At 60.7% G+C, this 22,544-nt stretch carries 20 protein-coding genes and 1 tRNA gene; 5 read left to right on the top strand and 16 right to left on the bottom strand.

Annotation, left to right across the window (positions count from 1 at the left end):
* The first annotated feature begins 34 nt into the window (after positions 1 to 34).
* Positions 35 to 2,485 (top strand): PAS domain-containing protein, encoded by a 2,451-nt coding sequence (locus tag IVB22_RS08895; RefSeq protein WP_374207487.1) that lies wholly within the window; start codon positions 35 to 37, stop codon positions 2,483 to 2,485.
* A 7-nt stretch (positions 2,486 to 2,492) separates the two neighbouring features.
* On the opposite strand, the gene IVB22_RS08890 is transcribed toward IVB22_RS08895, so the two are convergent.
* The 5 genes from IVB22_RS08890 to IVB22_RS08870 form a co-directional block, all read right to left on the bottom strand.
* Positions 2,493 to 5,153, bottom strand: coding sequence for an EAL domain-containing protein (locus IVB22_RS08890; RefSeq protein ID WP_374207497.1), 2,661 nt, complete (start codon positions 5,151 to 5,153; stop codon positions 2,493 to 2,495).
* 153 nt (positions 5,154 to 5,306) lie between these two features.
* Complete coding sequence (locus IVB22_RS08885) at positions 5,307 to 5,834, bottom strand: hypothetical protein (RefSeq protein WP_247516908.1); 528 nt, start codon at positions 5,832 to 5,834, stop codon at positions 5,307 to 5,309.
* 153 nt (positions 5,835 to 5,987) lie between these two features.
* Positions 5,988 to 6,278 carry a SemiSWEET family sugar transporter gene (locus tag IVB22_RS08880; protein ID WP_247516907.1) on the bottom strand — a complete coding sequence of 97 codons (291 nt, stop codon included), beginning with the start codon at positions 6,276 to 6,278 and terminating at the stop codon, positions 5,988 to 5,990.
* Positions 6,279 to 6,752: 474 nt separating this feature from the next.
* On the bottom strand, positions 6,753 to 7,244 hold the full coding sequence (locus IVB22_RS08875) for a ferritin-like domain-containing protein (protein ID WP_247516906.1): 492 nt from the start codon (positions 7,242 to 7,244) through the stop codon (positions 6,753 to 6,755).
* A 71-nt stretch (positions 7,245 to 7,315) separates the two neighbouring features.
* Positions 7,316 to 7,768: a PPC domain-containing DNA-binding protein gene (locus tag IVB22_RS08870; protein ID WP_247516905.1), complete on the bottom strand. Its 453-nt coding sequence runs from the start codon at positions 7,766 to 7,768 to the stop codon at positions 7,316 to 7,318.
* A 311-nt stretch (positions 7,769 to 8,079) separates the two neighbouring features.
* On the opposite strand from IVB22_RS08870, the gene IVB22_RS08865 reads away from it, so the two are divergent.
* Entirely contained in the window at positions 8,080 to 8,430 is a 351-nt protein-coding gene (locus IVB22_RS08865) for a hypothetical protein (RefSeq protein ID WP_247516904.1), read from the top strand.
* 1,092 nt (positions 8,431 to 9,522) lie between these two features.
* On the opposite strand, the gene IVB22_RS08855 is transcribed toward IVB22_RS08865, so the two are convergent.
* From IVB22_RS08855 to IVB22_RS08840, 4 genes are all read right to left on the bottom strand, one after another.
* Positions 9,523 to 9,789 carry a hypothetical protein gene (locus IVB22_RS08855; RefSeq protein ID WP_247516902.1) on the bottom strand — a complete coding sequence of 89 codons (267 nt, stop codon included), beginning with the start codon at positions 9,787 to 9,789 and terminating at the stop codon, positions 9,523 to 9,525.
* 346 nt (positions 9,790 to 10,135) lie between these two features.
* On the bottom strand, positions 10,136 to 10,315 hold the full coding sequence (locus IVB22_RS08850; RefSeq protein WP_057855515.1) for a hypothetical protein: 180 nt from the start codon (positions 10,313 to 10,315) through the stop codon (positions 10,136 to 10,138).
* 42 nt (positions 10,316 to 10,357) lie between these two features.
* Positions 10,358 to 10,594, bottom strand: coding sequence for a hypothetical protein (locus IVB22_RS08845; RefSeq protein WP_247516901.1), 237 nt, complete (start codon positions 10,592 to 10,594; stop codon positions 10,358 to 10,360).
* A gap of 1,051 nt (positions 10,595 to 11,645) precedes the next feature.
* Entirely contained in the window at positions 11,646 to 12,233 is a 588-nt protein-coding gene (locus IVB22_RS08840; protein ID WP_247516900.1) for a hypothetical protein, read from the bottom strand.
* 478 nt (positions 12,234 to 12,711) lie between these two features.
* Between IVB22_RS08840 and IVB22_RS08835 the strand changes: the two genes are divergently transcribed.
* A complete protein-coding gene (locus IVB22_RS08835; RefSeq protein WP_247516899.1) occupies positions 12,712 to 13,371 on the top strand; it encodes a peroxiredoxin in 660 nt (219 codons plus the stop codon).
* Positions 13,372 to 13,463: 92 nt separating this feature from the next.
* On the opposite strand, the gene IVB22_RS08830 is transcribed toward IVB22_RS08835, so the two are convergent.
* The 4 genes from IVB22_RS08830 to IVB22_RS08815 all read right to left on the bottom strand — a co-directional run bounded on the left by IVB22_RS08830 (position 13,464) and on the right by IVB22_RS08815 (position 17,386).
* Complete coding sequence (locus tag IVB22_RS08830) at positions 13,464 to 13,859, bottom strand: DUF2177 family protein (protein ID WP_247516898.1); 396 nt, start codon at positions 13,857 to 13,859, stop codon at positions 13,464 to 13,466.
* Between the two features lie 111 nt (positions 13,860 to 13,970).
* Entirely contained in the window at positions 13,971 to 15,707 is a 1,737-nt protein-coding gene (locus tag IVB22_RS08825) for a methyl-accepting chemotaxis protein (protein ID WP_247516897.1), read from the bottom strand.
* 131 nt (positions 15,708 to 15,838) lie between these two features.
* The gene (locus tag IVB22_RS08820; RefSeq protein ID WP_247516896.1) at positions 15,839 to 16,714 is read right to left on the bottom strand and encodes a DMT family transporter; all 876 of its coding nucleotides are present in this window, start codon (positions 16,712 to 16,714) and stop codon (positions 15,839 to 15,841) included.
* A 225-nt stretch (positions 16,715 to 16,939) separates the two neighbouring features.
* Entirely contained in the window at positions 16,940 to 17,386 is a 447-nt protein-coding gene (locus IVB22_RS08815) for a hypothetical protein (RefSeq protein WP_247516895.1), read from the bottom strand.
* Between the two features lie 334 nt (positions 17,387 to 17,720).
* Here IVB22_RS08815 and IVB22_RS08810 point away from each other — a divergent pair, with 334 nt between their 5' ends.
* Both IVB22_RS08810 and IVB22_RS08805 read left to right on the top strand, forming a co-directional pair.
* Positions 17,721 to 17,978 (top strand): hypothetical protein, encoded by a 258-nt coding sequence (locus IVB22_RS08810; protein ID WP_247516894.1) that lies wholly within the window; start codon positions 17,721 to 17,723, stop codon positions 17,976 to 17,978.
* Positions 17,979 to 18,029: 51 nt separating this feature from the next.
* Positions 18,030 to 18,106: transfer RNA gene (locus IVB22_RS08805), tRNA-Arg, on the top strand.
* A 1,461-nt stretch (positions 18,107 to 19,567) separates the two neighbouring features.
* Here the strand turns inward: IVB22_RS08805 and IVB22_RS08800 are convergent.
* The 3 genes from IVB22_RS08800 to IVB22_RS08790 form a co-directional block, all read right to left on the bottom strand.
* Positions 19,568 to 20,203, bottom strand: a complete 636-nt coding sequence (locus tag IVB22_RS08800) for a response regulator transcription factor (protein WP_247516893.1) — start codon at positions 20,201 to 20,203, stop codon at positions 19,568 to 19,570.
* 338 nt (positions 20,204 to 20,541) lie between these two features.
* Positions 20,542 to 21,171: a response regulator transcription factor gene (locus IVB22_RS08795; RefSeq protein WP_247516892.1), complete on the bottom strand. Its 630-nt coding sequence runs from the start codon at positions 21,169 to 21,171 to the stop codon at positions 20,542 to 20,544.
* Between the two features lie 82 nt (positions 21,172 to 21,253).
* Positions 21,254 to 22,471 carry a sensor histidine kinase gene (locus IVB22_RS08790; protein WP_247516891.1) on the bottom strand — a complete coding sequence of 406 codons (1,218 nt, stop codon included), beginning with the start codon at positions 22,469 to 22,471 and terminating at the stop codon, positions 21,254 to 21,256.
* Between the last annotated feature and the right edge of the window lie 73 nt (positions 22,472 to 22,544).

Here is a 22,544-nt window from a genome sequence, read left to right as displayed (position 1 = left end):
TGTGTGAGAGTACCGCCAGAGGTTGCTGGCGCGCATGACCCCTTCCAACACTTCGAACGTTCTGCCTGAAGCTGCCGCTGAACGCTTGCGGCGACATCTGCAGCAAATCGCAGGCGAACGCGACAGCGCTCATCGCGCCCTGCAGGAACGCGAAGCGGAACTGGCGCGGATCCAGCGCATCGCCGGTGTCGGCGGTCTCGAAATCGATTTCCGTGACGGCGTCAAGAATCGCCGCTCCCCCGAATATCTCCTGGTGCACGGCTTGCCGCCCGAGGCGGCCAACGAGACCTATGAGGAATGGGTCAGCCGAATCCATCCCGAGGATCGCGAGCGAACGGTTCAACACTTATTCGGCGTCCTGAAGAGCGAGGGCGAGGACTATTCGGCCGAGTACCGCATCGTGCGGCCGAATGACGGCGCGACCCGCTGGATCCGCGTCGTCGCCAAGATCGAGCGCGACCGCGAGGGCCGCGCCCTGCGCCTGGTCGGCGCCGATTGCGACGTCACCCCTCAAATGCTGGCGCAGGCAACCTTGCGCGAGAGCGAGGAGCGCTTCCGCCTGATCGCGAACAGCGCGCCGGTGCCGGTCTGGGTCACCAAGCTCGACCGCACGCGTTCCTTCGCCAACCAGGCCTATCTCGATTTCCTCGGGCTACCGTTCGAGCAAGCCATCGTGTTCGACTGGCGCAAGCGGCTGCATCCGGACGATCAGTCCCGCATCGTGCAGGAATCGGTCGCAGGCGAGGCCTCGCTGAAACCGTTCGTGCTGGAGGCCCGCTATCAGCGCGCCGACGGCGAATGGCGGTGGCTGCGCTCCGAATCCCAGCCGCGCTGGGATCCGACCGGCAATCATATCGGCTTCATCGGCGTCGCCCACGACATCACGTCAGCCAAACAGGCCGAGCAGGACCTGCGCCGGCTGAATGAAATCCTCGAATTGCGGATTACCGAGCGAACGGCGCAACTGGAATCCAGCGAAGCCCAGATGCGCGCGATCTTCGAGACCAGCCATCAGTATCAGGGGCTGCTCAACGCGCACGGCGACGTCTTGCATTCGAACAGTACCTCGCTCGCAGGTATTGCCGCGAATGCCAGCGAGGTGATCGGCAAGCCGTTCTGGGAAACGCCGTGGTTCACCGGAACCGAAGGCATGCGGGACGCCGTCCGCGACGCTTTCATCGCGGTGATGCGCGGCGAGGAAATCCAGACCGAGATGCGGCTGCAGTTGCCGATCGGCGAGCGCTATTTCGACTTTGCGATGCGCCCGCTGCGCGACCAGCACGGCGCGATCATTGGCGCGGTGCCGGAAGCCGTCGACGTCACCGAACGCCGCCGGGGCGAGGAAGCGCTGCGCCAGTCGCAGAAGATGGAAGCGGTCGGACAATTGACCGGCGGCGTGGCGCACGATTTCAACAATCTGTTGACCATCATCCGCTCCGCGACCGACTTCCTGCGCCGGCGCGAACTGCCGGAAGAGCGGCGCCGGCGCTACATCGACGCCATTGCGGAGACCGTGGAGCGCGCCTCCAAGCTGACCGGACAATTGCTGGCGTTCGCCCGCAGGCAGCCGCTGAAGCCGCAGGTGTTCAATGTCGGCACCCAGGTCGAAGCGGTGGCGCAACTGATCCGCCCGCTGGTCGGCGCCCGGATCAGGATCGATATCGAAATCGCCGATCTCAACTGCTTCGCGATCGCCGACGTCGCGCAGTTCGAAACGGCCCTGATAAATTTCGCCGTCAACAGCCGCGATGCCATGAACAGCGAGGGCCGGCTGAACATCCGCGTCCGCAAGGTGGATGCGATTCCGCCGCTGCGCGGCCAGCCCGCCCGTGGCGGCGACTTCATTGCCATCACCGTGACCGACACCGGCACCGGCATCGAGCCCGCCCTGCTCGAGACGATCTTCGAGCCGTTCTTCACCACCAAGGAAGTCGGCAAGGGCACCGGCCTCGGCCTCAGCCAGGCGTTCGGTTTCGCCAAGCAGTCCGACGGCGACATCGCGGTCGCGAGCGAGCCCGGCCGGGGCGCGACGTTTACGATCTACCTGCCGCAGGCCGCGGTGCCGGCCGATGCCGTCGAGGCGGCTGCGAGCAGCAGCGAACCCGCCGCACGCGGCCGCGGCTACCGCGTCCTCGTGGTCGAGGACAATGACGACGTCGGGCAGTTCTCCACCGAGTTGCTGGAAGATCTCGGCTACACCGTCCGCCGCGTCGCCAGCGCGGATGCCGCGCTCGCGATCCTTGCCGAGGACGAGTTTTCCGCCGATCTGGTGTTTTCCGACGTCATCATGCCCGGGATGAACGGCGTGGAGCTCGCCGGCATCGTACGCGAGCGCTATCCCGGCCTGCCCGTGGTCCTGACCAGCGGCTACAGCAACGTGCTGGCGGAGAATGCCCACCGCGGCTTTGAGCTGATCCAGAAACCCTATTCGGTGGAATTGCTGTCGCGGAGTCTGCGGAAGGCGATTTCAGAGGCGCGCCGCTAGAGGTTTTTCACGCCGCGGCCTCGACGCCTGCCCTGCCCGATGCCAGCAGCGCGCGGATCTCCTGCGCCGGACGCGCCGCGCTGAACAGAAAGCCCTGCATCTGGGTGCATCCGAGATTCTGCACGGTCTCGCGCTGCTGCAGGGTCTCGACGCCTTCCGCCGTGGTGACCATGTTGCGGTCGGCGGCGATGCTCACCACCGCGCGGATGATCGAGGCCGACGAGGAATTGCGCGTCACTTCCTTGACGAAGGAACGGTCGATCTTGATCTTGTCGAACGGGAAGCGTTGCAGATATTGCAGCGAGGAATAGCCGGTGCCGAAATCGTCGAGTGCGATGTGAACGCCGAGTGCGCGGAGCTGGTTCAGCGTCGCAAGCGCGGCGTCGTCGTCCGCGATCAGGACGGCTTCCGTGATCTCCAGCTCCAGCCGGCGCGGGTCGAGCCCGGTCTCGGAGAGAACAGCCGCGACCTTCAGCGACAGCGTTTCCGACCGGAACTGGATCGGCGAGACGTTGATGGCGATGCGGACATGGTTAGGCCAGGTCGCAGCTTCGGCGCAGGCGGTGCGCAACACCCACTGCCCGATCTCCTCGATCAGGCCGGTTTCCTCGGCGACCGGTACGAAGTCCGCCGGAGAGACCATGCCGCGCACCGGATGCCGCCAGCGCAATAGCGCCTCGCAGCCGGTGACACGATCGCTGCGCAGATCGACCTGCGGCTGATAGTGCAGTTCGAAGCCGCCCTCGGCCAGCGCCGCGCGCAAGTCCGCCTCCAGTTCGCGGCGATGATTGGCCTGCTGCTCCATCGCGGGATCGAAGAAGCGATAGGTTCTGCGGCCGGCCGCCTTCGCCGCATACATGGCGATATCGGCGTTCTTCAGGAGATCGAACAGGTCCGAGCCGTCGCGCGGGGCGACTGCGATGCCGATGCTGGCGTCGCTGGAAAGCTGGTGGCCATGACAGTCGAACGGGGTACGCAGCGCCTGATAGATCTGCGCGACCAGTGCGCGCACATCCTCGGCGCTCCCGATACCGTGCTGAAGGATGGCGAATTCATCCCCGCCGAGACGGGCGATGAAATCTTCCGGTCCCACCGACTGGCGCAACCGTTCCGCCACGCCCTTCAGGAATTCGTCGCCGATCAGATGTCCCAGCGTATCGTTGATACGCTTGAACTCGTCGATGTCGATATAGAGGATCGCGAACTCGCGCCCCTCGGTTTCCAGCAGCAACCCTTCGGCATGGCGCTGGAACAGCGAGCGGTTCGGCAGATTGGTCAGCGCGTCGTAATGGGCGAGATGCTCGATCCTGGCCTGGTCGCGCCGCCCTTCGGTGACGTCTTCCAATGTCGCGGCCCAGCCGCCGTCCTGCGAGCGCTTGAAGATAAGCCGGATCGCGCGCCCGTCCGGCGTCGAGGTCACGGTGTCCTGAACCAGGCTGCCATTGGGATCGAGAAACCGGGCACAATAGGCGTCGACGTCGCCGACAAAGGAGCCGCTCTCCTGGCGGTGCTGGATCAGGTCGCGCAGATGACAACCGGGTTTGACCACGTCGGTCGAGAGCCCGAACATGTCGATATATTGCCGGTTGCAGATCACGAGGCGCCCTGAGGAATCGAACAGCAGCAGGCCCTGCGTCATGTTGTTGATGGCAGTGTCGAGATGCTGGCTCTTCTCCGAAAGCTTGCGCTGCGCCGCTGCATGCTGGCCGCGCAGCTGGCGCACGATCAGGAAGACCATGCCGATCACGACGATGATCGCCAGCGCCGCCGCAAAAAATTGCAGCCTGGCCTGCGCCCGCCAGTCGGCGAGTGCGGTCTGCGTCCTCGCGGTCGCGACGATGAGGATTGGAAAGTGCTTCAGCGACTTGACCGCGCCGACCTTGTCTTCGGACAACCGCGCGCTGGTGAAGCGTCCCGAAACATTGCCGTCCAGCGCCAGCGCTTGCTGAAACGCGTCCGTATTGGCGACGCTGTGGCCGATCAGCTTATCGTCCTTGGGATAGCGGGCGATGATGGTGCCGTCGCGGTGAATCATCGAAATCGCGGTGTCGCTGCCCAGCGCCAGCGATGCGACAAAGTGCTCGAAGTGCGAAGGTTCGACGCCGCGGACCGCAAAGCCGATGATCTCGCCCTGGCGGCCAATGATCTTTCGCGCAAAGACCGTGGTCCAGACCTTGGTCACCTTGCTCACGACCGGCTCGACGATCACGTCGGGCGTCGGCTTGCCCGACATGAACTCCTGGAAGTAGCGTCGGTCCGTGATGGTCTTGTCCGCCACCGGCCACATCTCGGACGAATTGATCAGCCAGCCCTTCGCGCTCCAGAGATTCAAGGCTCCCACATGCGGCAGCACCGAGAGCTTCGTGCGCAGCATCTCGTGTGCGCTCAATGTCGACATCTTGCTTTCGAAGTCGTCGGCGGTGTGAACCCCGTCCGCCCGCAGGCCAGCCACGACGTCTTCCTGGACGTGCTGGAGATCCAGCAATTGCTGGTCGAAATGCCGCGACAGCAGCAGCGCGCTGTTGTTGAGTTCGCGTTCGGCGACTTCCAGCGCCCGTTCGCGGTATTGCATGGCGAAATAACCGGTGCCGAGCATGATCGCGATCACGAGCACCGCCGCACTCAGGATCAGCCACTGGATCGCACCCAGCCTGATCCGCCACAGCATGCCACCCCCAAACAACGACGGGCTCTCCGCGCTGACGTCTTGCGATGAATTATTCAGCATTTTCCGCTGCCCCCACAAGCGCTTGTTGTAGGGAACACAACCCAAAAGGGCGTTAGCAAAGTGAGTTATCGCAAGGTTAAGGCGATAGCCGATTCAGGCGGTTTCCGCCAATTCAGCTTCCTTGAGGCTGCATTCGATCAGCGCGCCGTCGATCGTGAACTCCGAGAACGGCGACGCCTCGGTCGCGGCCAGCAGCGGTGCGAAGAACTGCGCATCCCCGGGACTCTTCAGAAAGAAGCGGATGTGGCTGGCGGTCATCGTATCCCGCGACAGCCATACGATGCCGGAGAACAGTGCCACCATCATCTGGGCGTATTGGCCCGCGTCTGCGATCCCCAGTTCATACACCGGCGACACCAGGATAAAGCGCGCCCGCAGGATCGGCGACGGGAATTTGCTCATCATCAGGCGGCTGACCTGGCAGGCTGCATGAATCCGCTCGCCGTCGGAGAGGCAGTACAGGCTGGGGTGGTCGCCATCCTTGGTCAGGCCGTCATAGGCCGTAAAGCTTCCCGTCGAAAAGGTCGAAAAGTCCTCCCCGACGCTTTCAGCGTCCTTCTTCCACTGGCCCTTGATCGACCGCCAGGACCTGTCCGGCTCTTTCATCGGCAGAAGGCGCATGACTAACCAGAGGTTAATGCAAAAGTTGATGCCGGTATTTTACGGACCGCGACTAAACGTTTGCTTACGCTGGTGCCGGCCACGCAAATATTTGTTGCAACTCAGGAATCGGCTACCTCAACGGGTATTCTGCCGCGACACTCTTTTGCGTGGTCAGCCGTGCTTCATCGACGCCCTGCCCGGCCTCTGCCGCTCATGAAGCTTATGGTAGAGCACATAGCCGGTGAGGCTGGCGCCGACGACATTGGCCGCGATGATGATCCAGTCGGCTTTGACGGCACCATACACCACCCAGAGCACCAGCCCGGAGGTCAGGGCGATCAGCATGCGCGACGAAAGGTCCTCCGTCGATTGGCCGGCCCAAACCTTCTTCACTTGCGGGATGTACGATAGCGAGGTCAGCATGGCTGCGATGACACCAATGACGGTTTCGAGAAACTGCATTTCTTCTGTCGTCCTGTTGCAGAGCCAGCGTCGCCGCTGAAGGCGCCTGCTACGACGCGCGCCCAAGGCAATCGTTCCTGACATGCGCAAGGCCATGGTTCTTGCATTTGGAACGATCGGACCCGGGGCGGGTTTTCCCGCATCGGCGTTTCATTCCCCCGCGACGTCGAACTCGACCCCCGCCGATAATCCCTTAGACGGGGTTGGCGGGGCTCCTTTTATTCCGTTTGCGGCAAAGACGGACGATGGCGCTGTTTCTAATACGGCTAACCCGCGCCGACATCGAAATCGCCCAGCGGATTTCGGGACCAGCGACGTGATCGCGGGCCTTGCGATCGGCGCTGCGGTCGAACGGCTGCTGAGGCGGTAGACGGGTTTCGGATTATCGCGCCGGGAATAGTCGAGGCTCGCGGTGACGGCCAGCAAGCGGGGCCGACGACGCTCACCATAGCGCCGTCGGCCGGTTTTCCGGTCTTACGCCGCGGCCTCGTAGTTGACCGCGGTCTCCGCGATCTTGGTCAGGGCCTCGTCCGTCTTCTTCTCTTCCGCCAGGGTCTGGTCGATCAGCTTCGCGGCTTGCGGATTGTTAAGCTTGATTGCCCAGGCCTTCAGGGTGCCATAGCGTGAAATCTCGTAATGCTCGACGGCCTGAGCCGCCGCCAGCAGGCCGGCGTCGAGCGCAGGCGTATCGGCATACTCCTCCATGATCTCCTTGCCTTCATCGAGAATGCCCTCGATGGCATCGCACTTCTTGCCGCGCGCGGCCTTGCCGAGCAGCTCGAATATCTGTTCCAGGCGCTCGACCTGTCCCTCGGTCTCGTCATGGTGCTTTTCGAACGCAGCCCGCAGCTTGTCCGAATTCGCAGCCTTCGCCATTTTCGGCAGCGCCTTCAGGATCTGCTTTTCGGCGTAGTAGATGTCCTTGAGCGTATCGAGAAATAGTTCGTTGAGGTCTTTCTCAGCCATGTCGTCCTCCGTTGTTGGCGGGCGGACAACATTGGATCGAACGGAATGGTTCCTAAGCCGCGCGTGACGCTTTAGTCGCGCGCCGCCGCAAGATCGATCAGCGCAATCCCGAGGTCCGCCCGCTTCTTTCGTCGAAGCGTTGCCGGGACTTCGGTCAGGACCACTTCGAGCGTCGGCCTCACCGTGCCCGACAAGAGGTGGCCGCCGCGGGTCGAGCCGTCGGCGAGCCCGAGCACGATGTGGACATGAAGGCTGGGCTTGCCGTCATCGCCGACGGCTATGTCCCCGATCGCACTGAGCACCTCGCACTGCTCATTGACCTCGATCTTGCGGTAGCTCTTCGAGGCGATATCGAACCAGCCGACGGTCGCCCGTTCGAAGGCGCCGATCGCCGTCAGCGAGGCCGCGGAAATCTCCGATTCATTGGCAAAGCGGCTGAGCGCTGCAAACGCCTCCTCACCCGTGTCAAGAATGATGACGTGAACCTGTGCTTGCTCGTCGGCGCCGATGCGCTTGCTCTTCATGGGTGACCTCGCAAATTGCCGTTCAGGCCGCGCTACGCCTGCAACTCGACGGCTGCACCCGCCTCCTTGAGGCGGGTCGCGGCACTCCCGGTCAATCGGGCTCGGCAGACATCGTTCCACGCGATCTGAATCAAGCGCCCTTCGCAACGCGTTGATGCAAGAAATTCATTCGCAGGAGCGCACAGTCCGCCTTGCGGCGGAACATGAAACCGGAACTGAAACCTCACATCCGTTTGAAGTAATCCGATCACGATATCGGAACGGTCGCTGTCGCCCCTAGTGGCCCGACGTCACTACAACGGAGGCAATTTATGAACTTGAAGCTCCTGACCGCAGCCGCAGTTCTTTCCACTGCCGTCGCGGCGCCGGCACTGGCGCAGGACGCTCACGGAAGGTCGGATGCCATCCGGCAGCATCAAACCGGCGATCGCTACTATCATCGACACAGCGGATTCTGGCCGGGTGACGTAGCGGCCGGCGTGGTCGGCGGCGCGATCGGAACGGCCGGCGCTATCGCCACCGCTCCGTTCCGGAACGACGTCTACGCGTATAATGACGGCGACTACGGACGCCGCTACTACGGCGGCGACAACAGCGGCTTCGTCTGTCAGCCCGGAACGACGTTCTGGGGTGAGGACGGTCGACGTCATATCTGTCAGTAACGAGAACGCATGAACGACTTGGGAGGCGGCCAACGGCCGCCTCTTTCTTGTGACCGCAGGTTCAATCCCATGTGTGCAGACCGGAATCTCACGAGGGCGCGATACCGTTCAGCCCCGATCTATGCCACGAAGCGGGCTTAACGCCGCCGCTCTTACCTGCTTTTTGGATCAAAAAACAGCACGCCGCATTGAGTCATCTAACCCAAGCCGAGGGTCCAAATGATTAGAGACCACACCTTTGAGCGTCGAAAGACGACGCCGGCCGAGCGCGAAGCTCGCAAGGCGTTCAGAGAGGTCATACCCGGAAATGCCGTGACTGATTACGCAAGGGCGCAAAAATCCTTCCACGAGAATCGTGAGCGTCTGAAGGCAGAGCGGCTAGCCCGAGAGGCGGAAGCGAGGAAGCGGCCATCTTCCGATTGATGATTTAATCGACGCTCGTCGCGGTTGCCGGATTTTCCCGATTTTCCGGTTCCTGTGTGCCTTTGTGCGCAGACGGCGGCAGGCGGATGTTGGTCTCCTATCCTCATTACCGACCCTTGAAATATATTTGCGATCAGCCCGGCATTCGTGCCGGGTTTTTCGTGTCGTCCTATATTTCCTATTTTCCGTCGGCCTTCGGACGGACGGCTTGGTTGGAATTGATAGTGGCCTGTTTTGAATTACGAGCGCATAAAGAAGGATGTCCGAATCTCATCACCGATCTTGTCAGTGCGGCGCGGTTTACAACCGAACGGAATCCATGGCCCCCGGACGCCAGATAAGCAGCTTCGAATGCTTGCTGTGCGGTACGACCATGGAAACCTGGAATACGGCTTGGGTGCCAGCTTACCGCTTGGTCGCGGGGCCGGCGGTGATGCCCGAGAAGGCCGCGCCTGAAGCTCCGGCCAAGGGCTAATTGTTCTCTCGTTTTCTTGTGTCGCATGGCGGACAACACAACATCGCCGCGCGGCCCTCGGCTTTTATCGGTGATGAGAACGCCGGTTGCGGTCCCGCCTCAGTTGGCGGACCTTTGATTTATGCGCACCCGCAGATGTCAATCGACTACTTTAATTTTTAGAGGCTCACGACGTACGCACACCCAGCGACAGCCTAACCCTTTTTCTTCTTTCCCGGCGGGTCGCCGCCGCGGTCCACCCTGCTCACCCGCTGCGCGCGTTCCTTGTCCCGAGGCTGCTCTTGTCCGCGCTCATCGCGGACGATGCCCTGGTCGTGGCCGCCCTCGTCATGGTGACCCCGTCCCGGCTCCGTCGCTTCTCGTTGCTGCTCTTTGCCCTCCTCCACCAATAGCTCGTCGCCGAGCATCTGCCCGATGATCTGTTTGGTCTGCGCTTCAGCTTTCTGTTGGAACTTGCTCATGGCTGACCTCCTGGCAAGGAGAACGGCGCCGGGGCTTCGATGTTTCCTCCAATCGGCCCGACCCTTGACCGGGCGCGGACGCTTGCCAGCACGGCCCACTCTTGAGGCCGGCTCCATCCAATGTAACAATCCTGTCGCAGAGCAAAACTAAACGGGAGCGACGGCGGATCGTCGGAACCGCTGCTTGTGGGGAGAACCTAATACGCCGCACAATGGTATGCTGTCCGCCGGTCTGATCGCACTAGCCGCAATCTCAGCATCCGCGCAAAACGCCAACCCGCGCAATCTGATCCTGTACGGCGGAAAACAGAAAACGGCGGGGAATAACCCCGCCGCATGTATCTGACTATCCGATGAGCCATAGCCCTTTGTGGATATCGAATTTCACCAAACCTTCGTCGCGCATCTTCAGAAGCAGCGATTGGCAGGCTTCCTCATTCGGAAGATTGGCACGCCGCATGAGTTGGTAGGCCTTGAGCGGCTTCTCGCGGAGCGCATTCAGGATATTCTCGCGATCTTTCAGCACAACTGCTCCTGCAATCCAAAACCGGCGTTCACGATGAACGGCTCAGGCGATGACGAGTTTGATCTCGCCGTCTTCAAGGTTTCCCGCCGCGAGCGCGTCGCGTGCCATCTTTTCGACAACAGACCAATTGGCGAGAAGATATTTTTGCGCCAGCGCCTTCGTCGGCAGCTCGGTTTGCAGAATGCAGCGCTGCCGCACGTTCCCGTTCGCGATCTGGAAGGATACCGCTTGCGGCCCCTCGATGATCTCTTGTTCGGTGGGCTTGGCAGCTACCCGCATCCGCTATTCCTTCTGAATTCTTGATTAAGGCAGCACCGTCGGGTCGGCATCACTGCCGCGACTGACGTTCGTTTCTGGCTGGTAGGCAAGCAATTCAATACGGTTGGTCGACGGACGCCAACTAGGCCTGGTCGTCCTCGACCTTCGAGCCTCTCGGCTTAGGGTCCGCGCTCGATTGTGTATTGCGGACAGCCTCGGCCAGCATCAGCCGCAACTCGTCCTTTGTCATCGGTGGTTGCCGGGTGGTCGATGATTTCCATTGTGCCATGAAGTCAATATGGGGATGCCGGGGCGTGAATTAAACCCCCGGATGCCAAGAACTTAGTTCCATCTCGTAGGGTGGTGGGCACGCTTCGCTTTGCCCATGGAATCTATGGACTGCGCGCAAAAGCGAATTTCACCAGCTATTTCAATGCGATTTGGTGCGTCCAGATTGCGCGCCAAAAATATTCTGCTTCCACCGCAGGCCAAATCAGCTGCATATCTCCGCGCGTCTCACCCAATTGAGGGGCGCTCGCGATCGTCACGAACGTGCGGTGAGATGCGGTGGACGCTGAGGGCGCGATAGACGTACGCGCCGGAAGCGTACGGCGAAGTCGTGTGGTTCGGGCGCCGCGGTGCTGGCGCTAAGTCCTGGAGAAGCGAAGCTTCTCGGGGGCGACGGAGGCAAAAGAGCCGTTCTCCGGGAAGAGCACGAAGTAAGCCGTAAAGCCATTGCGCAGGGAAGGCCGGAATGCTCCCGCTGCCCTGTATGCTCGTGTGCACTTTTGTTTGCGCAAATCGCACGCGAGACCGCGGGTGCAGCAAGCACCCGGTCTTCCCTGCGCCCTCTGTTTTTTGGGGGCAAGGTGAATAGCAAACCTCGGGCGCATCACGTCGCGAGAATGCGCAAGCGCGTTCAGCTTCGTAGGATGGGTGGAGCGAAGCGATACCCATCAATACCGTCACACGTGACGATGGGTATCGCTGCGCTCCACCCATCCTACAAACTACAAAACAAAACGGCGGGGAATTATCCCGCCGTCCTCAGATCAGTGATCGCCAGATGAACCTACAGCATCCCCATATCCAGCATGCCCGGCAGTTGCGCGAGCGGCAGGGCCGCGGCGCCGATCAGGGTTGCCACCAGCGCCGTGAGGCGGTGGTTGATGCGGCGCTTGCCGCGCATCTGGCTGGCAAGCCATTCCAGCACCTTGGTATCGATCTTGGCAGCCTGCGTCGGTGCCCAGCTCTCGATGTCGGTGTCGGGCGACAGCGCAACCGTGCGCGGCGGCACCGGCAGTCCGGACTCGGACGCCGCATGATGGGCGACCGCCTTGGCCAGCAGATCGTCGAAACGTCCGTCGTCGGTACGTTCGGCGGCGGCATCGCTGATTTCAAACAGCGCCTCGACCTCGGCGCGGCTCACGGGCTGATGCTCGACAGCGCTGACGGTCAGGATGCGCGCGCACCAGGCGGCGTCGTCAGCATCGAGCGCGCGGGAAAAATGGATACGGCCCCTGGTCGTGGGGCCCTCGCCGGTGATCACGCCATCGCGTACAATAGTCAGAGCCTGCGCCGCGGTCCGGCGGCAGGATGGTTGCGGGACGTCAGACGTTTCGGCAGACGTTTCAGCGGCTTTGGCAGTTGGGGCAGGCATAATTGCACTTCTCAATTTCTTTTTTTCAGGTCCAGCATTTCCATACGGGGCATGAACGAGCGGTTAACGATTCGAAACTCGCATTCCCTGATTTTTACATGGTTGCCAATTGGTCGCTGTGATGCCGGTCACGGTTCAGGCCAAGGCACCCTCAACGCATACCCGGGTGCAAAAGGCCCGGCCTGATGCGGGCGATAAAAGGCAATATCGGGGCAGAGAGGGCAGAAAAGCGGAACAGCGTTGAAAACATTGCGATCAAACAAAAAGATAGCGCTAGAACCTCTCTCACCCCGCGTCGAATGCGGAAGCAAACGGGTTCTTTTCGTCGCAGAGGCGCGGATCAAAAGAAGATGCTAGGAGTTCCGGGCTTGCGGAGAAGGATCTCACCTTTTGCGCTAACCGGTTCACTTAACCGCTTCACACTCCTATAATGTTGAAGACGAATTCTCCTGTAACTTTAATGAGATGAGGTGAAACCATGGCACTCCAGATTGGCGCAGTAGCCCCCGATTTCGAAGCTCAGACCACCGAGGGAAAGATCAAATTCCACGACTGGATCGGCAATGACTGGGCGCTTTTGTTCTCGCACCCGAAGGATTTCACGCCGGTTTGCACCACCGAACTCGGCGCTCTCGCGAAGTTGAAGCCGGAATTCGACAAGCGCGGCGTCAAGCTGATGGGCCTGAGCGTCGATCCCGTCGACAGGCACTCGAAATGGTCCGAGGACATCAAGGAGACGCAAGGTGCCGCACCGAACTATCCGATGATCGGCGATATCGATTTCAACGTCTCCAAGCTCTACGACATGCTGCCGGCCTCAACGTCGGGCGATCCGCTCACGCGCACGCCCGCCGACAATCAGACCGTCCGCAACGTCTTCATCATCGGGCCGGACAAGAAGATCAAGCTGGTGCTGGTCTATCCGATGACCACGGGGCGCAATTTCGCGGAAATCCTGCGTGTCATCGACTCCCTGCAGATGACGGCCAAGCATCGCGTCGCGACGCCCGCCGACTGGAAACAGGGTGAGGACGTCATCATCGCGGGCTCCGTCAGCGACGACGAGGCGAAGACGATCTATCCGGCCGGCTGGAAGGCGCCGAAGCCCTACATCCGGATCGTGCCGCAGCCCAAATGATGGCGTAGCCGCTTCGTAGGATGGGCAAAGCGTAGCGTGCCCACCATCAAGAGCGACGCAAGTAGTGGTGGGCACGCTACGCTTTGCCCACCCTACGAGCTAACCCAATTCGCCACGAGCAATCCGGCGGTCGACGAGACCGCCGTCACGAATGCGCCCCACGCGATGTCGACGATAGCGACCGGCCAGCTCCAATGCTTGAGCAGCGCCAGCGAGGTCAGGTCGAAGGTCGCATAGCAAAAGAAGCCGAACAACGCGCCATACAGCAGCGTCGATTGCCAGGTAGCGCCCTGCCCGCCGCTGACGAAGATCACGATACCCACGACGTAGAGCAGATAGAACAGGACCGCGGGTGCGAGCTTGATCTCGCCCAGCATGTTGCCGACCTGGGAGGTGAAGAAATCCTTGGCGACCACGCCAAGGAATAGAAAATCAAGGGGAACGATGACGAACAGCGTCACCAGATAGAGCGCGGCGTATCGGTTCACGGAAGCCCTCCACCCCGCAAACGAGGAGCAATCGTTCGCAGTATAGGCGAACTACGAACGTGGAGGCTTCCGGTTTCACGGGCGGCGGGCTCCGCCGCCGTGACGCTTCCGTCAGGCGGCGCGGACGCGGTCGAGGAATTTCTCGACCTCGGCCTTCAGGTGCAGGCTCTCGCTCGACAGATTCTGTGCGGACACAAACATTCGGCTCGACGTCTCGCCGGTCTCGTCAGCGCCCTGCGCGGCGTTGCGGATGTTGGCCGCGACATCGGCCGTGCCGCTCGCCGCTGCGCGAACGCTCTGGGCGATGTTCTGGGTCGCGCCGCGCTGCTGCTCGACCGCCGCCGAGATCGAGGTGGCGATATCGCTGATGCGTTCGATGGTCTGGCCGATCGCCTTGATGGCGCTGACCGACTCTTCGGTCGCAAGCTGCATGTTGCCGATCTGGCTGGAGATCTCCTCGGTCGCCTTCGCGGTCTGGCCGGCGAGGCTCTTGACCTCCTGTGCCACCACCGCAAAGCCGCGGCCGGCGTCACCTGCCCGCGCCGCCTCGATGGTGGCGTTGAGCGCCAGCAGATTGGTCTGCTCGGCAATCGAGGTAATCAGTTTCACCACGTCGCCGATCCGGGCGCCCGCTTCCGACAATTCGTTGATGCGCTGGTCGGTGGCGGCTGCCTGCTTGACGGCGTCCGCCGCGATCCCGTTCGATTCCTGAACCCGGCGGGTGATTTCGGCGATCGAGCTGGAAAGTTCGTCCGAGGCGGTCGCCGCGGTGCGGACATGCTCGGATGCGGTTTCGGAAGCACCGGCCGACTTGCCGGAGAGCCCGGCGGTGGTCCGCGCGGTCTCAGTGAGCTGCCGCGCGATACGCTCGAATTCGCTGGAAGAGTTGTGCACCTTGTCGATGACCCCGCCAACGCTGGTCTGGAATTCGTCGACGAAGCCGCGCAATTCGGCTTTGCGTTGCTCGACGGCCGCGGCGGACGCCGCGATCTGCTCGTCGCGCATACGCCGGCGTTCGACCGAGTTGTTCTTGAAGACTGCGAGGGTACGCGCGATCTCGCCGATCTCGTCCATGCGATCTTCGCAATCGATCTCGATATCGGCGTTGCCGTTGGCGATCGCGGTGAGCGAAGCCGTGACCGAGGTCAGCGGCTTGGTCACCCGGCGCACCAGCACCATGGTCAGCAGCATCACCAGCAGCGCAGCGATGCCGGCGGCGATCGCCATGTTCTGGATGGCACGCGACAGCATGGTCTCGTAGTGCGCCATCGGAATGCCGACATAGAGAAGTCCGACCACCTTTCCGGCCGGATTCATGATCGGGTAGTAAGCCGTCATGAACGTCTTGCCGAACAGCGTCGCCGGTCCCTTATAGGCCTCGCCGCGGCGCACCACCGCCTGTCCGGGGTGGTCGGGGGCGAGCTGGGTGCCGACGGCGCGGTCGCCGTTCTCCTTCTTGACGTTGGTGGTGCGGCGGACGAACTGGTTGCTGGCGTCATCATAGACGAACAGGGTCGCGTTGCCGCCGGTATAGCCGACTGCTCGATCGACGATCGCGTGGTCCTTGAACTCGGGCATCTTGGCGATTTCGGCGCGGGCGACAGCCCCGTCCTTGAGGGTGATCTTGGCGTCGCTGTAGGTCTCGGCAAACGCCAGGCCCAGCGTGCGCAGGTTGACTTCGATGTCCCGCAGCGCCCTGTCGCCAAATTCGTTAGTCAGCGACCAATGGGCCGCCCCCACCACCAGCGCGGTATTTACCGCAATCAGGAGAATGGCCGAGATGACGGCCTTGGTGCCAAGCCGCAACTTGAGCGCCGGCAAGAACTTTCCAATGGATTGCGTAGTCATAACGAGAAATCCCCCAAAATCGGGCCTAATCTGACCCGTTTTGCTTACGATCGCCTTAATGGGCACAACCCTCGGCAAGTTATTGGGAGATATGTGAAATTTATACGTGTGCGTGCGCCATGGACTCTACCTCAAACTGAACGGCGATTGACCACCAGCACCGCGGCAGCACAGGCGATCATGCCGACAATCGAAACCGCGTCGAGCTTCTCGCCGAACAGCACATACGCCATCAGCGACGTCACCGCCGGGACCAGATAGAACAGGCTCGCCACCGACGTCGCGGCCGAGCGGCGGATCAGCCAGTACAACAGCCCGATCGATCCGATCGACAGCACCACGGCGAGCCAGGCCAGCGCCAGCATGAATTCGGTGGTCCAGTGCACCACATTGGTCTCGAACAGCCATGCGCCGAGGCCGAAGAAAATCGTCACTGCGATGTATTGCACGAGATTGCCGGAGCGCCAGTCGATCGCGCTGCAGTAGCGGCGCTGGTAAAGCGTGCCGAGCGTGATGCTGACCAGCGATATGGCCGAGGCGAGCCAGCCCCAACCCGCCTCCCCGTCCATTGGCCTGTCGTGCAGGATCAGCACGACGCCGGCGAGCCCGAGCAGCAATCCGCTCCATTGCAGCGGCGTGACGCGTTCGCCGAGCCAGCGGCTTGCGAGCGTCGAGGTGAGGATCGGCTGCAAGCCCGGAATCAAGGCCGAGAGCCCCGCCGGAATCGAATGCGCGATCGCGATCGCCGTGCCGCCGAGATAGATTCCATGCACCAGAATGCCGGCGACGGCGCTGTGCGCGATGCCGATGCGATCGGGCCAGCGTGGCCGCGCGACCGCCACGATAATCGCCATCAATCCCACAACAAACGCCATGCGGATCGCGAGATAGGTCAGCGGCTCGGCGCTGTTCAGCACATATTTGGTGCCGATGAAGCCCGTGCTCCAGAGCACCACGAAGATCGCCGGCGCCGCGCGCGCGGCCATTTTTTCAAAGTCGGCAGTCATTTGCCGCCCCTGTTGCCCGATCATATGCTATGCGGCAAGCACTGATCGCGCGGGGAGACCTGCGCGATTTCAAAGCAGAGCGGAATGGCCAGGCAGACGAGATCAAGGTTGGCCCATGCCGGAGGCGATGTCCTCACCCGCGCGGATAAACTGCTCTATGAGGCAAAACAGGCCGGCCGGGATCGCGTCGCCGCCCAAGCGGCGGCAAGCGCGATCAACACGCGATCACCATTCTTCCGGGCAGGGATCGACGATCCTCCAGAGCTCGCGGCCGTTCTTGATCTTCTTCATCTCGGTGGTGAGCCCGCCATTGCGGCGGATCCAGTCCTTCACGGTTTCCGGGTAATAGGACATCAGGTCCGACGTCCCTTCCGCACTGGTGACTTTGATGCCGAAGGTGAAGGCCTTGTCGTAATAGGCCTGGTGGAAACCGACGCTTGCCTTTGGCGTCACGCAGATCTTGTTCATTGGCACGATGCCGAACACCAGCGTGCAGGCCGAATTGCAGATGCCGTCGATGATCACCCGCTGCTTGCGGTCGCGGATGCGCTTGTACTTGGCCTTGTACTCCTCGACATACCCGCCGTGATCGCGCGTAATATGCAGGTCTGCGCGCGCCGGCGTCGCGACCAGCACCGAAAGGGACAGCAGGGCGAGGGGCGTGATGCGCATGGGTCGATCGGGAACCGTTAGCCTTTGTCAGACGCGGGATAAGTCGGCCCGTAGAGTCAGGAACGGACAGCAAAATTTTGGCCGGACTGTGTTGGGAATTCGTTAAGCATCCCTTGAGGCCAAAAATGGGCGCGTTACGGTGGTTTTCCGCAGCTTTTCTGCCCGTTTCTCCTAGAATGCGAAACCAGACCGGCCAAAATGTCAGGGGGCGCGGCTTCGATCGAATCAGAGGATTAGCATCTATCTTGTTGTTCTAACGCGCTTTCTTCACACGAATGGCTATCCACTCAGCCCGAAATTGCTACTGTTTCACTGGGACTTCCGGAGAATCAAAATGACCAAAGCGAAGTTTTTCGTTGCCGCCGCCCTCCTCTCGACCGCGGTGCTCGCCCCGAACCTGGCCGACGCCCGCCATAATCGGCACCACCTGCACAATTGGGGCCTGCCCTACCCGATCAGCTTCCTCCACAATTACGGCCCCGGACTGCAACCCGGCACCTTCGCCTATTACGACGGTCCCTCCACCGTCCTCTGCCGCCAGAGCGCGGCGGCCTATATCGGCCAGGACCGCCGTCGGCATCCCTGCTACTAGGCTCGCGATGCTGGCCCTGCCGGGCCAAGTCTGATAATCGGCAGACCGCACGCGCTCGTAGCTCAGCTGGATAGAGCATCGGATTTCGATTCCGAGGGTCGGGAGTTCGAATCTCTCCGAGCGCGCCAACTCCGCCTTCGCCGCACTTCGCCCGCCATTGCCGGTCGTCGCCACAACTTCCTATAAGGCTAGGAAAGAATAGGGTTTCTCGCGCAATCGGTGGTCACTGGGCGTAGTTGGCTGTCTTCGACGGCCTCCGCTGTAATGTCCCTTTGACTGTCCCTCGGTGCAATCGACCCACATCCGATGCGCGGTGGCGACAAGCTTGCGCGCAAGCCGACATGACACCGAGCTCGCGGCCTCCTGCGGCCCGCAATTCGCAGGCCAGCGTGCACTGCAGTTGCAGTCGCATCATCGTTGCGCTGGCGGCCTCACAAGGCGGTCCGCACCAGTGCGTCATCCCCACGTGAGATGCGGCCTTTCATGGCCGACGCACCGGATTGTTTACGCCGTGACGTCAGTCCAAAAGTCCGCAATACGCGCCAACCATCTTCGATTTGGCAAAGCGCACGGCATCGGCGAGCGAGCTATCGCTATATTTCAACGCCTGCTCTTCCTCATGCCGGCCATCTGGCAGCTTCGGCCGTCGCGCGGCCTTGCCAGCGCTGCTTCGAGCTCGGCGTTTCCCGACGCCGTTGCGGTAGCAAGCGCTGCTGCCGCGTCTGCAAATATGCCATCCCGAAATTCGAGCACGTCGCTGCCCTCCGTGTCAATTCGCAGCTTCTCACACGCTCTGCACTGCAGGCTATTTGAGAGCGAAGCCGCACAGTCCAGATCAGCGTCGAGTTCTGTTACGTCGAAAATTGCTGCACCAGACCCATGCACGGGGGGCTTCTGGCGGTAAACTGCGGAATGCGGTATACAACGGTTGGAGCGAGGACACCGGGAAGCCATGAAAGTCGGATCGCTTGCGCTCGCCGCTGTTGCGCTTTATGCGCCCGCTGTCAGCTTCGGGATCAGGTCTGCATTCGCGACCGACTTTTGCGTCGAACTCACTGCCACTGAATTCAACCGCAGGGCAGAGCGGCGGGGGGATGATAATGCCTGCGCCAGAAGCCATTCCTCATACATAAAGGCCAAGGCGAGAGATCGGGCAAGAAACAATGCGATCAATGCCATTGCCCTGCAATGTCTGGACAACGTTACGCCAGGTACTGCGCAACGGGCTTGCACCCGGGTCAACTTGGTTGCCAGTAACTCAGCCAATAGCTCCTGGGGTGACTCTCCTCCAGCGCCGAAACCCAGCGCCGACAAAGTAAGATACATTGGTCATGGGACCGGCAGCGCCGCCGGCGTGTATCTCTGCGTCGTGGCGCATGATATCCGCCTCAGGACACACCGCGTTGTGGACGGAAAGTGCCCTCACGACAGAGGGCTTTTGCCGCACAGAACGTTTGCAACTGCCCGAGCGTGGGCACGTTGTGCGGTTATATGCAGGACGCCATAGCGCATGACGAGGGGCGCTTCTCTACGCGCAAAACAGCTTTCTCCGGAAGTGCAGGTTCAATTGGCCAAAAGAAAACTCCCTTTCAAAGTCCGATCAATTTTGTACGAATTGCATACCGGACCAATTCGGCGGTCGATGAAACATTGAGCTTACGCATTGCCGATGCGCGATGGGTCTCGACCGTCTTCACGCTGAGATTCAAAACCGCGCCCACGGACTTGTTGGTGTGTCCTTCCGCGACCAATTGAACAACGCTCTGTTCTCGCGAAGATAGCAAGACCTCCGATTTGTCCTTCTTGTTTGACTGATACTCATGAAGCAACTTCTCCAACAAAATACTGGTGAAGTATGGTCGGTGGTCAAGTAGTGCTTCAATAGCCGCAATAAGGTGGCTCCTCGCATCTGACTTTAGTAAGAATCCCCGCACACCTGCCAAAAGGGCTTCCGTCAGAATATCTTCGCGTTCATGCATCGTGAGAATGAGCACTTCTGTGTGCAGATGATGCAATCTAATTCGACGGCTGACCTCTAACCCGTTCATGACCGGCATTGAGTAATCGACGATTGCTACATCCGGCTTCATTTTCAAAGCTAACGCAACGGCTTCCCTGCCGTCGATCGCCTCCCCGCTCACGATCCAGTCAGCGCGAGTTTCGATGATCGCGCGAAGACCGGACCGAACGACTTCATGGTCGTCCGCAATCAGGATCTGCTTCACAGTGACGTTCCTGTCGGTTGGAGCCACTGGCCAGGCGATCGGCGACAGCGATGCGACAGCAGGACTGACTCATCATACTGATCGGCTTGCTTGGCGATAATCCCACAAAACCCTGAAACTCGGTGGATGAGTATTCGGATTTCTCGCTTGAACGCTCTTCGACATCTTGGAGGCGCCGCGGCTCACTATATGGTTGGTCAGCTCTCCCGGAATCCGCACAAACCGTGCAGCGCAATCTCACGAGACGATTGGAGAACCAGCACTTAATTTATCGTCCGAACCAAAGTGTTCGAATTTGCGCAGCGCGAACCGGCTTTTCTCACATGAACGAACCGTTCTCATGCCTCCACGAGCTTGCTACGAACCGCGTATCGAACCAGGCCCGCGGTCGAATTTATGTTAAGCTTGCGCATAGCGGCCGCTCGATGCGTCTCCGTCGTCTTTATGCTGAGATTCAAGATCGCGCTCACGCCCTTATTGCTGTGCCCTTCCGCAACCAGTTTAACGATCGTCTTCTCTCGGGGCGAAAGCACCTGGTTCGGGTCGCCCTTTCCAGTCGCCATGCCCTTTAATTCGCTCGAGAACGAGCCCGCGTAGAACGGCTTATGAACTATCAATGACTCGACGGCCGCGAGCAGCATTTTATTCGCATCGGACTTCAGCAAAAATGCACGGGCACCTGCCCGGAACGCCTGCAACGCAAGCACCTCGGAGTCATGCATTGTGAAAATGAGTATCTCCGTTGTTAGCTGATGTTCCCTGATGCGCCGTGCAACTTCTACCCCCGTCATAAAGGGCATCGCGTAGTCAACAATGGCAACGTCAGGCCTTTTTTCCACAGCCCCAGCGACTGCCTCGTTGCCATCGCGTGCCTCAGCAACGACCTCCCAGCCGGCGCGCCCTTCCAACACGGCGCGTAGTCCCGATCGCACCGTTTCGTGATCGTCAGCTATAAGGATCCGTTTCATGATCGAACAAAACTCCAATGCCGCACCGCGTCGGGCATCGTTGGATCATTGTGCTCCTCTCCAGAACTTCCTTTGATTTACCTCAACGCCATTGCGCAAGGGATTTCTGGTGACCGAGATGGCTTTGGTGCCGTTCTCGTGGTCGAACCCTCTTGAGCGGGAGCGGGTGCGGAAGTACTGCACACAACGTAGTACCTCGGCCCCTTGTCGCTGATGAAGAATGGATTTCGAGAGTACCGCCCAGCTGCCGCAATCTGGCTCTCATAGCCGGAATTCCGACACCAAATGAAACCGCCTTGGGGCCCGATCTCGCTTGATTGACTGGCATGCCGCGGCCATTGTCAGTAACCCGAAGCTTGAAATGCGCATCCGCAGCTTCCATCGCGACCTTCACCTGTGTCGCTTGGGCATGACGGAAGACATTCGCAAGGGCTTCTTGAATAACTCTCAGCACAGCGCGCTGCCGCTCGTAGGATAATTTATCAACCTCGGGAGCGATCTCGAGACTGGTCTTCAGCGAAGTGCGCGCCGCAAATCCGCCCACGAATCGTTCGATCGTAATCTTCAGCCCATCGGTTAGCAGATTTTGGGGATGCAGCAGGTAGGTAAAGGCACGGATTTCCCTCTGCGCCTGATCAATCGAGGCATCGATATCATCGAGGAGTTTCTCTGCGCTACCATTATCGCTGATCGCGCGCCTCAACCGCATCACGTTCAAGCTCGCAGCAATCAAATGCTGGCAAGTCGAATCATGTAGATCGGATGCAATCCGCTGCTGCACCTCTTCCTGAAGCGAAAGCAGCCGGAGGTCGAGTTCTGCTGCAGCCCGTCTCTTGACCATTCTGTCGACAGCATCGACGGTCGCCCGCTCCTCAATCGCCCGGTGGCTACCGACTAGCTTGACTATACTCCCGCTTTCGGAATCACGGACAGGATTGATCGTCGTATCAAACTCGCGTCGGCGTACACCGAGGGTAAGGCGGTGCCGGTAACGGACCGACCTTCCCTCGGCCAGACATGCATCGCAGGAAGCGCAAACGGACTTCGCGTCCTCTTCGCTCAGGCAGTCATGAATTGCTCTTTCGTTGCCCTCGATTGAAATTCCGAGCGAGCGTTCGAAGGCCGGATTCATGCTCTCGTAGAAAAACTGCCCGGCGTCCGAAATCTGCATTCCGAAGAGATATTCCGGAGCGTTCATCCAGTGGAGCTTGTGGTACGCTGGTTGGGGACTCATCACAGTCTTGCCCCTGATATTTCCCAGACCGCGCGGCCGAACGAACGGCTCGATTTCCTTGGGCAACGTTAGATCTACGTCGCGTTCTGGGCTTGGCCTAAGTAAATACCCCCTGGAAAACACCCGTCAAGCATCTGTT

Origin of the sequence: Bradyrhizobium sp. 190 (assembly GCF_023073415.1) — a bacterium.
In the GTDB taxonomy this organism is placed as follows: Bacteria; Pseudomonadota; Alphaproteobacteria; order Rhizobiales; family Xanthobacteraceae; genus Bradyrhizobium.
The sequence above is the reverse complement of the archived record's forward strand: the minus strand, read 5'-3'. Positions and strand labels throughout refer to the sequence as shown.

What these genes read in the sequence shown, in the direction of transcription:
- IVB22_RS08895 (WP_374207487.1), top strand. Translation starts at nt 35, where the DNA reads ATGACCCCTTCCAACACTTCGAACGTTCTGCCTGAAGCTGCCGCTGAA.
- IVB22_RS08890 (WP_374207497.1), bottom strand. Translation starts at nt 5,153, where the DNA reads ATGCTGTGGCGGATCAGGCTGGGTGCGATCCAGTGGCTGATCCTGAGT.
- IVB22_RS08885 (WP_247516908.1), bottom strand. Translation starts at nt 5,834, where the DNA reads ATGCGCCTTCTGCCGATGAAAGAGCCGGACAGGTCCTGGCGGTCGATC.
- IVB22_RS08880 (WP_247516907.1), bottom strand. Translation starts at nt 6,278, where the DNA reads ATGCAGTTTCTCGAAACCGTCATTGGTGTCATCGCAGCCATGCTGACC.
- IVB22_RS08875 (WP_247516906.1), bottom strand. Translation starts at nt 7,244, where the DNA reads ATGGCTGAGAAAGACCTCAACGAACTATTTCTCGATACGCTCAAGGAC.
- IVB22_RS08870 (WP_247516905.1), bottom strand. Translation starts at nt 7,768, where the DNA reads ATGAAGAGCAAGCGCATCGGCGCCGACGAGCAAGCACAGGTTCACGTC.
- IVB22_RS08865 (WP_247516904.1), top strand. Translation starts at nt 8,080, where the DNA reads ATGAACTTGAAGCTCCTGACCGCAGCCGCAGTTCTTTCCACTGCCGTC.
- IVB22_RS08855 (WP_247516902.1), bottom strand. Translation starts at nt 9,789, where the DNA reads ATGAGCAAGTTCCAACAGAAAGCTGAAGCGCAGACCAAACAGATCATC.
- IVB22_RS08845 (WP_247516901.1), bottom strand. Translation starts at nt 10,594, where the DNA reads ATGCGGGTAGCTGCCAAGCCCACCGAACAAGAGATCATCGAGGGGCCG.
- IVB22_RS08840 (WP_247516900.1), bottom strand. Translation starts at nt 12,233, where the DNA reads ATGCCTGCCCCAACTGCCAAAGCCGCTGAAACGTCTGCCGAAACGTCT.
- IVB22_RS08835 (WP_247516899.1), top strand. Translation starts at nt 12,712, where the DNA reads ATGGCACTCCAGATTGGCGCAGTAGCCCCCGATTTCGAAGCTCAGACC.
- IVB22_RS08825 (WP_247516897.1), bottom strand. Translation starts at nt 15,707, where the DNA reads ATGACTACGCAATCCATTGGAAAGTTCTTGCCGGCGCTCAAGTTGCGG.
- IVB22_RS08820 (WP_247516896.1), bottom strand. Translation starts at nt 16,714, where the DNA reads ATGACTGCCGACTTTGAAAAAATGGCCGCGCGCGCGGCGCCGGCGATC.
- IVB22_RS08815 (WP_247516895.1), bottom strand. Translation starts at nt 17,386, where the DNA reads ATGCGCATCACGCCCCTCGCCCTGCTGTCCCTTTCGGTGCTGGTCGCG.
- IVB22_RS08810 (WP_247516894.1), top strand. Translation starts at nt 17,721, where the DNA reads ATGACCAAAGCGAAGTTTTTCGTTGCCGCCGCCCTCCTCTCGACCGCG.
- IVB22_RS08795 (WP_247516892.1), bottom strand. Translation starts at nt 21,171, where the DNA reads ATGAAACGGATCCTTATAGCTGACGATCACGAAACGGTGCGATCGGGA.